14 protein-coding genes are annotated in these 14,504 nt (G+C 74.5%); 8 read left to right on the forward strand and 6 right to left on the reverse strand.

The features are described 5' to 3' along the window. Positions 1 to 148: 148 nt before the first annotated feature. Positions 149 to 1,366, reverse strand: a complete 1,218-nt coding sequence (locus GV126_RS04780) for an EfeM/EfeO family lipoprotein (protein ID WP_159662972.1) — start codon at positions 1,364 to 1,366, stop codon at positions 149 to 151. Positions 1,367 to 1,719: 353 nt separating this feature from the next. Here GV126_RS04780 and GV126_RS04785 point away from each other — a divergent pair, with 353 nt between their 5' ends. The 6 genes from GV126_RS04785 to GV126_RS04810 are packed head-to-tail and all read left to right on the forward strand — an operon-like array spanning position 1,720 to position 7,167. Further along, positions 1,720 to 3,315 carry a sensor histidine kinase gene (locus GV126_RS04785; RefSeq protein ID WP_159662974.1) on the forward strand — a complete coding sequence of 532 codons (1,596 nt, stop codon included), beginning with the start codon at positions 1,720 to 1,722 and terminating at the stop codon, positions 3,313 to 3,315. Then, positions 3,312 to 3,719, forward strand: a complete 408-nt coding sequence (locus tag GV126_RS04790; RefSeq protein WP_159662976.1) for a roadblock/LC7 domain-containing protein — start codon at positions 3,312 to 3,314, stop codon at positions 3,717 to 3,719. Before GV126_RS04785 ends, GV126_RS04790 begins: the two co-directional genes overlap by 4 nt. Beyond that, positions 3,716 to 4,063 (forward strand): DUF742 domain-containing protein, encoded by a 348-nt coding sequence (locus tag GV126_RS04795; RefSeq protein WP_159662977.1) that lies wholly within the window; start codon positions 3,716 to 3,718, stop codon positions 4,061 to 4,063. Before GV126_RS04790 ends, GV126_RS04795 begins: the two co-directional genes overlap by 4 nt. Then, positions 4,044 to 4,670 (forward strand): GTP-binding protein, encoded by a 627-nt coding sequence (locus GV126_RS04800; RefSeq protein ID WP_438947827.1) that lies wholly within the window; start codon positions 4,044 to 4,046, stop codon positions 4,668 to 4,670. The genes GV126_RS04795 and GV126_RS04800 overlap by 20 nt, the downstream gene beginning before the upstream one ends. After that, positions 4,667 to 5,884: a cytochrome P450 gene (locus tag GV126_RS04805; RefSeq protein WP_159662979.1), complete on the forward strand. Its 1,218-nt coding sequence runs from the start codon at positions 4,667 to 4,669 to the stop codon at positions 5,882 to 5,884. The genes GV126_RS04800 and GV126_RS04805 overlap by 4 nt, the downstream gene beginning before the upstream one ends. 2 nt (positions 5,885 to 5,886) lie before the next feature. After that, positions 5,887 to 7,167 (forward strand): cytochrome P450 family protein, encoded by a 1,281-nt coding sequence (locus tag GV126_RS04810; protein WP_236569880.1) that lies wholly within the window; start codon positions 5,887 to 5,889, stop codon positions 7,165 to 7,167. A 346-nt stretch (positions 7,168 to 7,513) separates the two neighbouring features. Here GV126_RS04810 and GV126_RS04815 read toward each other — a convergent pair whose 3' ends face one another. Next, entirely contained in the window at positions 7,514 to 7,756 is a 243-nt protein-coding gene (locus GV126_RS04815) for a hypothetical protein (RefSeq protein WP_159662981.1), read from the reverse strand. Between the two features lie 343 nt (positions 7,757 to 8,099). Between GV126_RS04815 and GV126_RS04820 the strand changes: the two genes are divergently transcribed. Further along, positions 8,100 to 9,452, forward strand: coding sequence for a glycoside hydrolase family 10 protein (locus GV126_RS04820; protein WP_159662983.1), 1,353 nt, complete (start codon positions 8,100 to 8,102; stop codon positions 9,450 to 9,452). A 100-nt stretch (positions 9,453 to 9,552) separates the two neighbouring features. On the opposite strand, the gene GV126_RS04825 is transcribed toward GV126_RS04820, so the two are convergent. From GV126_RS04825 to GV126_RS04835, 3 genes are all read right to left on the reverse strand, one after another. Then, positions 9,553 to 9,996: a MarR family winged helix-turn-helix transcriptional regulator gene (locus tag GV126_RS04825; protein WP_159662985.1), complete on the reverse strand. Its 444-nt coding sequence runs from the start codon at positions 9,994 to 9,996 to the stop codon at positions 9,553 to 9,555. Between the two features lie 4 nt (positions 9,997 to 10,000). After that, on the reverse strand, positions 10,001 to 10,783 hold the full coding sequence (locus GV126_RS04830; RefSeq protein ID WP_201299800.1) for an alpha/beta hydrolase: 783 nt from the start codon (positions 10,781 to 10,783) through the stop codon (positions 10,001 to 10,003). A 345-nt stretch (positions 10,784 to 11,128) separates the two neighbouring features. Then, positions 11,129 to 11,740 carry a TetR/AcrR family transcriptional regulator gene (locus tag GV126_RS04835; RefSeq protein WP_159662989.1) on the reverse strand — a complete coding sequence of 204 codons (612 nt, stop codon included), beginning with the start codon at positions 11,738 to 11,740 and terminating at the stop codon, positions 11,129 to 11,131. A gap of 135 nt (positions 11,741 to 11,875) precedes the next feature. On the opposite strand from GV126_RS04835, the gene GV126_RS04840 reads away from it, so the two are divergent. Then, positions 11,876 to 13,570 carry a cytochrome P450 gene (locus tag GV126_RS04840; protein ID WP_159662991.1) on the forward strand — a complete coding sequence of 565 codons (1,695 nt, stop codon included), beginning with the start codon at positions 11,876 to 11,878 and terminating at the stop codon, positions 13,568 to 13,570. On the opposite strand, the gene GV126_RS04845 is transcribed toward GV126_RS04840, so the two are convergent. Continuing rightward, positions 13,532 to 14,407 carry a pentapeptide repeat-containing protein gene (locus GV126_RS04845; RefSeq protein WP_236570229.1) on the reverse strand — a complete coding sequence of 292 codons (876 nt, stop codon included), beginning with the start codon at positions 14,405 to 14,407 and terminating at the stop codon, positions 13,532 to 13,534. The two genes, GV126_RS04840 and GV126_RS04845, sit on opposite strands and share 39 nt — an antisense overlap. Positions 14,408 to 14,504 lie beyond the last annotated feature (97 nt).

Genomic DNA, 14,504 nt, shown 5'->3' on the forward strand with positions numbered 1-14,504 from the left:
TCCACCGACCGCCCGGCCCCGTCCGTTCGCGCCTCCATCCTGTCCGCCCGCACCCCGTCCCCGTCCGCACGCCGCCCGGCCGCGTCCATCGCCCGCCCGGCCGCCTCCACCGGCGCCCCGGCGGCCTTGGCCCGCCGACCGTTGCCGTTCACGCCGTCCTCCGCGGGTCGCACAGGGTGGCCACGGAGGCCAGCCGTTCCACCAGGTCGCCCAGGACCGCGTCGGTCTTCTCCCGCTCGCTGCGGCTCAGCCGGTCCAGCGGGGTCCACCGTCCGCCGTGCCGGAAGCCGTCCAGGAGGGTTTCGGCGCGGTCCATTTTCCGCTCCAGCGCCGAAAGGCCGCTGTAGCGGTCCGCCAGCAGCGGGCGCAGCCGGGTCAGCACGGCGCGGGTGCCGTCGAGGTTGGCGCGGGCGGCGGCGAGGTTGCTGCCGCTGCCGTAGTCGGTGCGGCCGGTCAGCTCGAACTGCACGGTGTTCTCCAGGATCTCGTGGGCCCGCAGCCCCAACTGGGCGGGGTCCATGCGGGCCTGTGCCCAGTCGTCGCGCAGGGCGGTGAGCGCGGTGACGAGACCGGCCGCCGGGGCCCTGAGGCCGCGGGCGCTCTCGCCGTGCCACAGCCCGTACTCGATCCGGTGGAAGCCGGTGAACGACGCATCGCGCACACCGCCGGGCAGCCCGGCGTCGGTGCCGTTGATGCGCCCGTCCGCGTCGCCGAAGGCGTCGTACGCCGCTCCGAGCCGCTCGTACTGCAGATGCGCCGGCAGCCATGCCGTGCGGGCCGCCGCGAGGTCGCCGCGGTCGATGGCCTCCCGCAGCCGGACGGCCAGCCGTACCGCCTCCCGCAGCCCGCCGGCCACCCACTTCTGGTAGTCGAGGGCGGGCGGGATCAGGTCGTGCGCGGTGACGGGCGCGGCGGCCGGGCCGCTGCGGCCCCGGTCGACCCGCACGGTGGGCCCGGTGGCCGCGTCGGCGTCCTCGGGCAGGCACCGGAAGGCGTACGCGCCCCGGCCCAGGCGGACGGTCAGCGAGCGGGTGGTGCCCGGGCCGATGTCCTCGACCTCCCCGTACACCGCGTGGCTGCCGGGATCCTCCAGGATCACCTCGGCGGCCCGGTCGGAGGTGTTGTGCAGGTCGAAGACCTGAAGGCCGGGCACGGGCGTGTCCCAGCCGCGGCCGCAGCGGCCGGGCGAGACCTCGACGCCGGTGTGCGGCAGCCCGTCGGCGGCCGTGCCCGCCGAACCCGCCGTGCGGGGAGCACGGCCGTGGCCCAGACCCAGGGCCAGCACCCCGGCCAGGACCAGTACCGCCGCCACGGCCGACGCGATCCGCCGTCTCGGCGCGCGCGCACCGCGGCCGACCGCCTGCATGCGGGTTCCTCCCCCCGGTCGAGCGCTGCGATCAGGTCATGGTAGGCAACAGCCCTGCCCGAGCCCAGGCATGAGGAAACCGACGAGCCGTGGGATCGGCGCACCGGCTTGTCGCTCTCGCCCGTCGTTCACGGTCGATCGGCACACCGGCTTGTCGCTCTCGCCCGTCGACCACGGCGGACCGTGTTGATCGCAGGATTGTGACCAGGACCTTTCCAATAAGATCGCCAAGGCTCGTATAGTGACCGACAGTTGAGCACCACCCGTCACTTCCGACCGTTGTCAGGCCTTGCCCGCGGACCAGACCGAGGGCCGCCCTCCCGCGAGCGGCGGCCCGCCCGAGGACCCGATTGATGACCGCCCCCACGCCTCGCGGCGAGCGCCCCGCCCTCCGTACGCTCCTGCCTCTGCCCGCCCTGACCGCCGTGGTGGCGCTCGCCGCGGTCGCGGCGCTGGTCTCGGCGGCGCCGGCCTCCGCCCGTGCCCCGCTCGCCTGGGGGACGGGCGGCGCTGCCGTGGTGCTGGTGATCGCCGTGTTCCTGGCGGTGCGTGCGGCACGGACCGCCCGGATCGCCCGGCAGCGGCTGCAGTCGGTGCAGCAGGACGCCGACCGCCTGCGGCAGGAGCACGGGCGGCTGTCCATGGAGGCGCAGCGCGAGCGGCAGCACCTGATCGACGAACTGGCCCGGCAGCGGGCCGAGTTCGCCGAGTCGCTGGCCCGGGAGAAGGCGCGGGTCGAGGAGGAGAGCGCCCGGGAGCTGCGGCGTCTGAAGGACGAGGGGGCCCGCCTCGCCGAGGAGCTGGAGCGCGCCCGGCGGGCCCGCGACGCCGCGATCTCCGCGACCTCCAGCGCGGCCGGCCGCATGCAGGCCCTGACCACCGCGATGCTCGCCGACCTGCGGGCCATGGAGGAGCGCCACACCGACGAGCAGGTCCTGGCCGACCTGCTGCACCTGGACCACCGCACCGCGCAGGCGGGCCGGCGCGCCGACTCCGTCGCCGTCCTCACCGGCGCCCGGTCGGGCCGCCGCTGGGCGCGGCCCATCCCCATGGAGTCGATCCTGCGCGGCGCGATGGGCCGCATCGGCGCCTACCGCCGGGTCCGGGGGCACGCCCCCAGCGGGGCCGCGGTCGCCGGGCACGCCGCCGAGGGCGTGATGCGCGCGCGGGCCGAGATCCTCGACACCGCCGCCACCTTCTCCCCGCCGACCTCGGAGGTGCACGTCTACGTCGAGGAGGTGCCGGCCGGGATCATCGTGTCCGTGGAGGACAGCGGGCTGGTCATGGGCGAGGTCCAGCTGCGCCGTGCCGAGCGGGCGGTCTCCGGTGACGTCTCCGAGCTGGGCGGGCTCACCGGCACCCGGCTGGGGCTGGCCGTCGTGGGCCGCCTGGCGCGCAAGTACGGCCTGAAGGTGTCCTTCCGGCCCTCCGCGCGGGGCGGCACGGGCGTGCTGATGCTCCTCCCGCAGGACATCCTCACCGCGCCCGCCACCGCCCCGGGGCAGCCGGCCCGTACGGCCGCGAGCGAGGACACCGACGTCCCGGCCAGGAGCGGGAAGCGAGGGGAGGAGCTGCCTCCCGCCCCCGCTCCCGCTCCCGAACCGGTGCACGACAGCACGCCGGACGGCACCGACGGCGACACCGCCGAGCGTGCGGCCGGCCTGCCCCGGCGGCGCCGCGGCCGCACGCTGGCCGAGGCCGAACGAGCCCGCGCCGCCGCCCGCACCCCCGCGCCGCGCACCGCGTCCGGCCCCCAGGACGCCAAGGCCCGCGTCGCCCGCTTCAGCAGCTTCCGCCGGGCCGTGCGCGCGCCCGGCGCCGAGCACGCGGCGCCGCCCGGCGCGGCCGGCGAGCGCCCGGCGGCCGAAGGCGACGCCGCGCCCCCGGCCGATGCGGCCCGACCCTCGTCCCACCCCTACGCGCACCCGGAAGGCGACACCACTTCATGACCGGCCAGACCACCGCCGACGACAAGCTCACCTGGCTCCTGACGGGCCTGCTGGAGCGGACTCCGGGCACGCGGCACGCGCTCGTGCTGTCCCGCGACGGACTGAAGCTGTGCCGCACCCCGGAGCTGACGGTCGACCAGGCCGACCAGCTCGCCGCGATCGCCGCCGGCATCCAGTCGCTCTCCCACGGCGCGTCGGCCGAGTTCGGCGACGGCAGCGGCGGGGTGCGCTCGGCGATGACCGAGTTCTACGGCGGCGTGCTGTTCATCGTGGAGGCCGGGGAGGGGGCCCATCTGGCCGTGATCACCACCGAGGACGCGGACGCCGGGCTCGTCGGGCACAACATGAGCGAGCTGGTCGAGCAGCTGGGCGAGCACCTGACCGCTCAGCCCCGTACGTCATGAGCCGGCCCGGCAGGGACGACGCGCCGGACCGTCTCTACACCATCACCGGCGGGCGCACCAGCACCGGCCCCGACGACCCCTTCGACCTGGTCACCCTGGTCGTCGCGGAGTCGGAGCCGGTGCCGGGCATGCAGTCGGAGCACGCCGCGATCCTGCGGATGGCTCAACTTCCCACGGCCGTGGTGGAGATCGCCGCCGAGCTGCGTCTGCCCGTGAGCATCACCAAGGTGCTGCTGTGCGACCTGCTGGCGGCGGGCCGGGTCAGCGCCCGGCATCCGCGCGCGGCAGCCGTTTACGACCCCGACATCCTGGAGCAGGTGCTCGTTGGACTCCGCAATCTCTGAGGTGCGCACCCCGCTGGGTGCCTCGGCCCACAACGGCCTGAAGATCGTGGTCGTGGGAGGCTTCGGCGTCGGCAAGACCACCCTGGTCCGCTCGGTCAGCGAGATACGCCCCCTCAACACCGAGGAGACGATGACCCAGGCGGGCGAGTCGGTGGACGACGTCACCGGGGTGCGCGGCAAGACCGCCACCACCGTCGCCTTCGACTTCGGCCGCATCACCCTGGACGCGCGCAACGTGCTGTACCTGTTCGGCGCGCCCGGGCAGGAGCGGTTCTGGTTCCTGTGGGACCGGCTGTTCTCCGGCACGCTCGGCGCGGTCGTGCTGCTGGACACGCGCCGCATCGACGACTCCTGGTACGCCATCGACCGCCTGGAGCACCACGGCACGCCGTTCATCGTGGCCTGCAACGACTTCGGCGGCCCGGTGCACAGCCACGCCGAGATCCGCGAGGCGCTCGACCTCGATCCGCAGGTGCCGCTGGTCGACTGCGACGCCCGCTCCCGCCGATCCGGCAAGCAGGTCCTCATCACCCTCGTCGAGCACCTGAAGAACCAGTACGCCGGTCGGGCCGCGCCCGCGGCCCTGCCCCGGCAGGAGTTGGTGTGACCCCCGACGCCGTCCCGCTCAGCGGCCCGGAGTTCCAGACCGAACCCGCCCGCCTGTACCGCCGGATGCGGAGCGAGCACGGCGCGGTCACCCCGGTGCTGCTCGACGGCGGCATACCGGCCTGGCTGGTGCTGGGCTACCGCGAGCTGCACCAGGTCACCGGTGACCCGGTGCTGTTCAGCCGCGACTCGGATCTGTGGAACCAGTGGGAGAACATCCCCGACGACTGGCCGCTGCTGCCGATGATCGGCCACAAGCAGCCGTCGATCCTGTACACCGTGGGCGAGCGGCACCGGGAGCGGGCCGCGATGATCTCCGGCGCCCTGGAGGGGGTGGACCCGGCCGAACTGCGCCGGCACTCCGAGCGGTTCGCCGACGAGCTGATCGACGCGGTGTGCGCCGAGGGCGAGGCCGACCTCATCGGTGACTACGCGATGCTGCTGCCGGTGCGGGTCCTGGCCCGGCTGTACGGCGTCTCCGACGAGGAGGGCCCGGCGCTGGTCACCGCCCTCAACGACATGATCGACGGCCGGGAGCGGGCGATCGCGGGCCAGGCCCACCTGGCCACGGCCATGGCGGAGCTGCTCGCCGCGCGCAGGGAGCGGCCCGCCGACGACGTGGCCTCGCGGCTGCTGGCCGACAACCACGGGTTCACCGACCAGGAGATCGCCGAGGACCTGATGGTGATGATGGCGGCCGGACACCAGCCGACCGCCGACTGGATCGGCAACTCGCTGCGCCTGATGCTGACCGACGAGCGGGTCGCCGCCTCCCTGTTCGGTGGCCGCAACAGCGTGGCGGAGGCCATGAACGAGGTGCTGTGGGAGGACACGCCCACGCAGAACGTCGCCGGACGCTGGGCGACCCGCGACACCCGGCTCGGCGGCCGTCGCATCCGCGCCGGTGACCTGCTGCTGCTCGGTCTGCAGGGCGCCAACTCCGACCCCCAGGTGCGCACCCACGGCTCGGCCCTGACCGGCGGCAACAACGCGCACTTCTCCTTCGGCCACGGCGAGCACCGCTGCCCCTTCCCCGCGCAGGAGATCGCCGAGGTGATCGCGCGGACGGGCATCGAGGTGGTGCTGGACCGGCTGCCGGACATCGATCTGGCGGTGCCCGCCGACGCCCTCACCCGCCGTCCCTCGCCCTGGCTGCGGGGGCTGACCGAGTTGCCCGTACGGTTCACCGCGACCCCTGCCCTGAAAGGCGGATGACGATGACGACCGGCACCACTGGCACCACCGGCACAGGCACAGACACCGGCACCACCGGTACCGGCACCGCGAGCGGCGCCCGGATCGCCCTCGATCCCTTCGTCACCGACCTGGACGGCGAGAGCGCCCGGCTGCGCGCGGCCGGCCCGCTGGCAGCGGTCGAACTGCCGGGCGGTGTCCCGGTGTGGGCGGTCACCCACCACGCCGAGGCCAAGGCGCTGCTGACCGATCCCCGGCTGGTGAAGGACATCGGCGTGTGGGGGGCCTGGCAGCGCGGCGAGATCCCCGCCGACTGGCCGCTGATCGGCCTGGCCAACCCGGGCCGTTCGATGCTCACCGTGGACGGCGCCGAGCACCGGCGGCTGCGCACGCTGGTCGCGCAGGCGCTGACCCCGCGCCGGGTGGAGCGGATGCGCGAGCGGGTCGAGCGGCTCACCGAGGACCTGCTCGACGCGCTGCCGCGCGGCCGGGACGTGGTGGACCTGAAGGCCGCGTTCGCCTACCCGCTGCCGATGTACGTCGTCGCCGACCTCATGGGCATCGACACCGCCCTGCTGCCCCGCCTGAAAGTGCTGTTCGAGAAGTTCTTCTCCACCCAGACCCCGCCCGAGGAGGTCGTCGCCACCCTGACGGAGCTGGCGCGGCTGATGGGCGACACGGTGGCCGCCAAGCGGCGGGCGCCCGGCGACGACCTGACCAGCGCGCTCATCCTCGCCTCCGAGGACGGCGACCGCCTCACCGACGAGGAGATCGTCTCCACGCTGCAGCTGATGGTCGCGGCCGGCCACGAGACGACCATCTCGCTGATCGTCAACGCGGTGGTCAACCTCTCCACGCACCCCGAGCAGCGCGCGCTGGTGCTCTCCGGCGAGGCCGACTGGTCGGCGGTGATCGAGGAGACCCTGCGCTGGTCCACGCCCACCTCGCACGTGCTGATCCGGTTCGCGACCGAGGACGTGCCGGTCGGCGACAAGGTCATCCCGGCGGGCGACGCGCTGATCGTCTCCTACGGCGCGATAGGCCGCGACGAGCGGGCGCACGGACCGACCGCGCGCGACTTCGACATCACCCGCACGTCGAAGAACCGTCACATCTCCTTCGGTCACGGGCCGCACGTCTGCCCGGGCGCGGCCCTGTCCCGGCTGGAGGCGGGTGTCGCGCTGCCCGCGCTGTACGCCCGCTTCCCGCGCCTGGAACTCGCGGTGCCGGCCGCCGAGCTGCGCCACAAGCCGGTCGTCACCCAGAACGACCTGTACGAACTGCCGGTGCGGCTGGAGCCGTAGCGCCTCCTGGCCGCCGAACGCGGGAAGCCCCCGGCCGATGAGGTCGGGGGCTTCGTGTGCCGGAGCGTTGGGCAGGCCTTGCACCTGCATCTCCCCACGGGAAGCGGGGCGCCTTTCCTTGGACCACCAACGCGCGTCCGGCTGCCTTCAGTTGCGGCCACCGGGCGTGTTTCCACGATAGCCCGCACCGGGTGACGGCGCCCGACGAGCCACGCGCGCCGTCACCCGGTTGCCGCATCACCGCTGCTCAGCCCCGGCCACCGGGCTCATCGCCCGGCGGCCCGGCTCGGCTCGCCGCCGCGCGCCCGGCGCGGTGGGGAGGAACACGGCCGGTGACGCCTGCTGCTCACCGCCCCGGGGGGACCACGGTCAGCGATGCCCGGTGCTCGCCGTCCGGGGAGACCGCGGCCGGTGACGTGTGGTCGTGGGCCGGGCCGGGGGCCGTGGTCGCGGGACCGCCGTCCCCCGCCGCCGCGCCGCTGTCGTCCGCCGCCTGCGCCGGCAGCAGCGGACCGAGCAGCAGACCGCCTCCCAGGGCCAGGACGGCCACCACCTGCCGCCCGCCGATACGTCCCACGTGACCGGACAAACGTCCACCTCCCTGTGCGTCACCGAGCCCTCGTGCCCGGCACAGGGAGGCTGGCAGATCCGCAGTCCGCACATCCCCGTGTCCCGTCCGGCTCCCCCGGACGAGGGACGCTCGTGCACTCGGGTGACGAACGCGCAGGACCGTGCGCGGCGCCGCCCGGGACAGATCTTCTCCGAAACTTTCGATTCCCGCCCAGGAGAGGGATCCCTCCTTCCAGGGCGGACGTCAGGCTTCAGCCATCCTTCCGGAAGCCTGCGCGAACCATTGACCGGCCTCGGGTCCCTCCGTAACCTGCGCGTCGAATTCGGTAACACAGCCGAAACTTTCGAGCGAAGGAGATGTCATGCCCACGCTAAGAAGGGCAGTGCAGGGGTTCGCGTCGGCCCTGCTCGCGGCGAGCACGGTGACGGCCCTCGCGCACAGCGCGGCCGCCGCCGACACGCTGGGCTCCGCCGCGGCCGGCACCGGACGGTACTTCGGCACCGCCGTGGCGGCCGGCCACCTCGGCGAGAGCGACTACGTGAACACCCTGGACCGGGAGTTCAGCGCGGTGACGCCGGAGAACGAGATGAAGTGGGACGCCACCGAGCCCACCCGGGGCACCTTCACTTTCGGCGCCGCCGACCAGATCGTCTCCCATGCGCAGAGCAAGGGGATGAAGATCCGCGGCCACACGCTGGTGTGGCACTCGCAGCTGCCGTCCTGGGTCTCCGGCCTGGGTGCGGCCGATCTGCGCACGGCGATGGACAACCACATCACCCAGGTCATGAAGCACTACAAGGGCAAGATCTACGCCTGGGACGTGGTCAACGAGGCGTTCCAGGACGGCTCCAGCGGCGCCCGGCGCAGCTCGCCGTTCCAGGACAAGCTCGGCGACGGCTTCATCGAGGAGGCGTTCCGCACCGCCCGCGCCGCCGATCCGGACGCCAAGCTCTGCTACAACGACTACAACACCGACGGCGTCAACGCGAAGAGCAACGCGGTCTACGCCATGGTCAAGGACTTCAAGGCGCGCGGCGTGCCCATCGACTGTGTGGGCTTCCAGTCCCACTTCAACAGCGCCTCGCCGGTCCCGTCCGACTACCGGGCCAATCTGCAGCGCTTCGCCGACCTCGGGGTCGACGTGCAGATCACCGAGCTGGACATCGAGGGCTCCGGCACCGCCCAGGCCACCAACTACTCCAACGTGGTCAAGGCGTGCCTGGCGGTGACCCGCTGCACGGGCATCACCGTCTGGGGCGTGACCGACAAGTACTCCTGGCGCAGCAGCGGCACCCCGCTGCTGTTCGACTCCGCCTACGCGAAGAAGCCCGCGTACGACGCCGTGCTGGCGGCGCTGGGCGGTACGAGCGGCGGCGGGGACAACGGCGGCGGTGGCGGGAACACCGGTGCCGCCTGCACGGTCGCCTTCGCCAGGACGGCCGACTGGAACGACGGCTACAACGGCGAGGTCACCGTGACGGCCGGCTCCGCGCCGATCAGCGGCTGGACCGTGACCGTGACGTTCCCCGCGGGGCAGAAGGTGACCGCCCTGTGGAACGGCAGCGCGAGCTGGGACGGCACCGGCACCGTCATGACCGTCCGCCCGACCTACAACGGCAACCTCGCCGCGGGCGCCTCGACCAGCTTCGGTTTCACCGCGGCGAAGAACGGCACCTCCGGCACCCCGACGGTCGGCACCTGCACGGCGTCCTGAACGGACGTGCCCGCACAGGACGCCTGAATCCGGCGCCCTGGGGACGGCGCCGTGAGCACGCCGGCCGGCCCGCACCGGACGCACCGTGCGGGCCGGCCGGTCACGGCGCACTCACGAGCGGCGGCTGTCCCCAGTCCGCGGTCAGGCCGCCGCGCAGGGCCTGGACACCGGCCGCTCCGATGCGCTCGGCCAGCACCGACTCGATGACCGCGATGGTGGCCTGGGCCCGCTCGTGGACCCGCTGCCCCTCGGCGGTGGTCCGGATCAGCCGGCGGCGCGCGGACCCCGGGTCGGGGACCTGTTCCAGCAGCCCCATGCCGATCAGCCCGTGCACCGCCTGATGGGCCGTCTGCCGGGTCACGCCCATGCGGCGGGCGAGTTCGGAGACGGTCGTGCCCTCCGCGTCGAGCAGCGCGAACACGGACGCCTGGGCCGTGGTCACCGGCTGCTCCCCCGCCGCCTCCATGCTCGCGAACAGGGCGTCCTCGAACCAGCGTCTGGCCTCGGTGAAGAGCTGGGGCAGGTTGGCGGCGGGATGGCTCATGGGGTCAGCGTACGCACCGGGCGGCGAAGTCCAGCGTCGCGGTGAAGCACCGCTCGACCTCGGCCTCCGTCACGCCCACCCACAGGTGGTCGCCCCCTGGGACCGGCCGGAAGTCGACGGGCGCTCCGGCGGCGCGCAGGGCGGCGGCCAGCCGCTCGCCCTGCGCGAACGGCACGATGCCGTCCCGGCTGCCGTGCAGCACCAGGAACGGCGGCGCGTCCGCCCTCCCATGGGCGACCGGGCTGGCGTCCCGGGCGCGGCCCGGCGCCTCGGCGGGTGCCGCGCCGAGCAGCAGCGCCTCGAAGGTGGTTCGGTCGCGGGCGTCGCCGTGCCCGGCGTCCTCGGCGAGCCGCACGAGGTCGGTGGGCGCGTACCAGGTGGCGCAGCCGCGGATCGTGGCCGTCTCCCTGGCGCCGGGGGCCGTCAGGGCGGTCAGCGCGGCGAGATGGCCGCCCGCGGACTCCCCCCACAGGACGGTGCGTGCGGTGTCCAGGCCGAGTTCGCCGGCCCGGCCGTGCAGCCAGGCCAGCAGGGTGTGCAGGTCCTCGCGTTGCGCGGGGTGGGTGGCCTCTCCGCTGAGCCGGTAGTCGGGGCAGGCCACGGCGAACCCGGCGCGCACCCACCGGGCGAACGGAGAAGGGCTCCAGTGCCGGAACCGGGGCCCGAGGTCGTCGCGCAGTCCGGTGCGCCAGGCTCCGCCGTGCACGAAGACGACGACGGGCACGGGCCCGGACGGCTCCTCGGGCAGCCACAGGTCCGTCTCCAGTGGCCGCCCGCCGTCGGGCACGCCGTAGACGGACCGGCGGCACACCGGCGAGGCAGCGGAGAGGCGACGGCGCACGCGTCGGGGACGCGGACGGACCCGGGGGCGCGCAGGCGCGGGGGTCGCACAGGCGCGGGGGCGTGAAGGCACCGCGCGCGGGCAGCGCGCGGACGGGATCGGCACGGCAGACGGCCTGGCAGCGCGCGGACGGGGGCGGCAGGGCGGGCGACCCTGCCGCGAGCACACGAGGTCGGCAGGGCACGCGACCCGGCAGCGAGCGCACGGGATCAGCAGGGCGGGCGACCCTGCCGCGGGCACACGGGGCCGGCAGGGCACGCGACCCGGCAGCGAGGGACGGCGGCCCGCCGCTCAGGGGGCGAGCACGCCCAGCAGGGCGCGGGCGCACAGGTCGCGGACCTGCTCGCGGGTCAGGTCGAAGCCGCGCAGCCACTCCAGGCACACGGCCGTGGCGAACGCCAGCCAGCCGCGGACGGCCAGCTTCAGCTCCGGGCGCCCCGCGGCGAGCGGCCCGAACTCGGGGTCCGCGGCGAGCGCGGCCAGGATCTGCCGCTCCTGGGCGGCCAGGGCCCGCCGGTAGATACGGCGCACGGCCTGGTCACCCGCCGCGTCGGCGCGGTGGAAGGCACGGTAGCCGTGAGCGTGGGCGCGGACGTACTCCAGGTAGGCGTCCAGGCCCGCCGCGAGCTGTTCGCGCACCGGGACGCCGGGCACCGCCGCGGTCATCCGCAGCATGCGCTCGCTCTCGCGTTCGACGACGGCCGCGAAGAAGTCCCGCTTGGTCGGGAAGTAGTGGTAGAGCAGGCCGCGCGAGACGCCAGCGATCTCGGCGACCTGCTCGATCCACACGTCGTCGTAGGGGCTCTCCGAGAACAGCCGCGCCCCCACCGACAGCAGCTGCTCCCGGCGTTCCCCGGTGCTCAGCCTGCGGCGCGTGCGCTGCTCCCCCTGGTTCCCGGCCATGCCCGCACTTTACTTGACGCCGGTTCAACAACGGGCCCAGACTGAGGAGCACGCTATTGAACCCACGTACAACACACGTTCCACACACGCTGGATCGTCGGAGACCGTCCGACAACGACCCGGGAGAAGAGCGGCATGGCCCAGACCACGACGGGAACCGGAGTGCCGACGGGGAGCGCGGCGCCCGCGGCGGGGGACGGAGCGCCGGCGGGAGACGGACTGCCGAAAGGATTCCGCGACGCGCGCCTGGGCTGGCCGGAGCTGCACCGCATCCCGCACCCGCCCCACCCGCCCCCCCTCCTCGGCGACGTCCTGGGCGCCGACCGGCGCACCCCCTTGCAGGACTCGATGCGCCTGGCGCGCCGCCTGGGCCCGATCTTCCGCCGCAAGGCGTTCGGCAAGGAGTTCGTGTTCGTCTGGGGCGCGCGGCTGGTCGCCGACCTCGCGGACGAGTCGCGGTTCGCCAAGCACGTCGGCCTGGGCGTGGCCAACCTGCGGCCGGTCGCCGGGGACGGCCTGTTCACCGCGTACAACCACGAGCCCAACTGGCAGCTCGCGCACGACGTCCTGGCCCCCGGCTTCAGCCGCGAGGCGATGGCCGGCTACCACACGATGATGCTGGACGTGGCCGCGCGGCTGACCGACCACTGGGACCGCGCGCTGGCCGCGGGCCGCACCGTGGACGTCCCCGGCGACATGACCAGGCTCACCCTGGAGACGATCGCCCGCACCGGTTTCGGGCACGACTTCGGCTCCTTCGAACGCGCCTGCCCGCACCCCTTCGTCACCGCGATGGTCGGCGCGCTCTCCTACGCGCAGCGCCTCAACACCGTCCCGGCCCCGCTCGCCCCCTACCTGCTGCGCGAGGCGAGCCGCCGCAACGCGGCCGACATCACCCACCTCAACGACACGGTCGACGCCCTGGTGCGCGCCCGCCGCGCGGCCGGCGGCGACGGCCGCGGCGACCTGCTGGACCGGATGCTGGAGACGACCCATCCACGGACCGGCGAACGGCTGTCCGCGCAGAACGTGCGCCGCCAGGTGATCACGTTCCTGGTGGCCGGGCACGAGACGACCTCCGGCGCGCTGTCGTTCGCGCTGTACTACCTCGCCCGGCACCCGCGGGTCGCGGCGCGTGCCCGGGCCGAGGTGGACCGGGTCTGGGGGGCCGCGGCTACGCCGGGCTACGAGCAGGTCGCCAAGTTGCGGTACGTGCGCCGGGTGCTGGACGAGTCGCTGCGGCTGTGGCCGACCGCGCCCGCCTTCGCCCGCGAGGCCCGGCAGGACACGGTGCTGGCCGGGGAGCACCCCATGCGCCGGGGCGCGTGGGCGCTGGTGCTGACGCCGATGCTGCACCGCGATCCGGAGGTGTGGGGCCCGGACGCGGAGCGGTTCGACCCCGACCGGTTCGAGGCACGGGCGGTACGGGCCCGCCCGCCGCACGTCTTCAAGCCGTTCGGGACCGGGGCGCGGGCGTGCATCGGCCGCCAGTTCGCGCTGCACGAGGCCACGTTGGTCCTCGGGCTGCTGCTGCGCCGCTACGAGCTGCGCATCGACCCCGGCTACCGGCTGAAGGTGACCGAGCGGCTGACCCTCATGCCGGAGGCCCTGCGGCTGCGCCTGGAGCGGCGCACACCGGCGAGCGCGACGGCCGGGGCGGGGGCCGCGCAGGAGCCGGACCCCGCGCAAGAGCCGGACCCCGCGCAGGAGGCGGACCTGGCGCAAGAGGCGTGTCCGGCCCGGCAGGCCCGGTCCTCTGGTGTTCCGGAGGCCGGGGACACCGGGGACGCCTCAGCCGCGCGCTGTCCAGTGCACGGGGCGGGTGACTGACTCCGGCAGCCGGGTGCCGGCGTTGCCCCGGGCCGCGTTCAGCTGCGGCTGGGTGAGGAAGAGGGCGCCGGTCAGGTCGGCGTCGGCGAGGTTCGCGTCGCGCAGGTCGGCGCCGATCAGGTCGGCGCCGCGCAGATCGGCACCGGTGAGGTCGGCGGCGATCAGATAGGCGCCGCGCAGGCTGGCTCCCCGCAGGTCGGCGCCCTTCAGCCGGGCCCCGATCAGGTCCGCGCCCCGGTGGTCCTTCCCACCGCCGCCCGTCCCCTTGCGCCTTGCTCCGTTCCTCCCGCCGCTCTTCCTGTCCCTCGGGCTCGTCCGGCCGCGTGTCTCGGCCCGGACCAGCTCGCTGGTGCGCAGCAGCAGGACGTTGATCTCCTGCCGGTGGGCGCCGACGTCCAGTGCGGCCAGTTCCTCGGGCGGCAGCAGGGTCAGCTCCTCGGTCCGCTCCAGGGCCCGGCGCAGCTCGGGGTGGACGGGGCGGGCGGCCGGCAGGGGCAGAGCCTCGGCCAGGTACCAGAGCAGTTCGTGCAGGTGCCGGACGACCGGGAAGACCTCGAACATCCGCCGGGCGTCCGCGCGGCCGGCCGACCGCCCGTCGCGCCCGGCGAAGGTGACCTGCGCGACCTTCTGACCGGCGCCGAAGCAGTCGTAGACCGTGCAGCCGGTGAAGCCCTGCTGCCGCAGGCGGGCGTGGATGCCGCACCGGTGGTCGCCCTGCAGGTTCGGGCAGGGCTTGCCCGCGGGCTTGTCGAGCGCGAAGTCCGCGGAGGCCGCGAAGGGCAGGGCCACGCAGCACAGCCCGAAGCAGCGCGCGCAGTCGCCGCGCAGGTCGGACAGGGCGGGCAGGTCCGGCCGGCCGCCGCGGTCGATCCCCTCGATCGGCTCCGCCGGGTCTATTCGGTCCGTCCCGTCGGCTGTCTGTTCTGGCATGCCG

The organism is Streptomyces mexicanus (genome assembly GCF_902506575.1).
Lineage (GTDB): Bacteria > Actinomycetota > Actinomycetes > Streptomycetales > Streptomycetaceae > Streptomyces > Streptomyces mexicanus.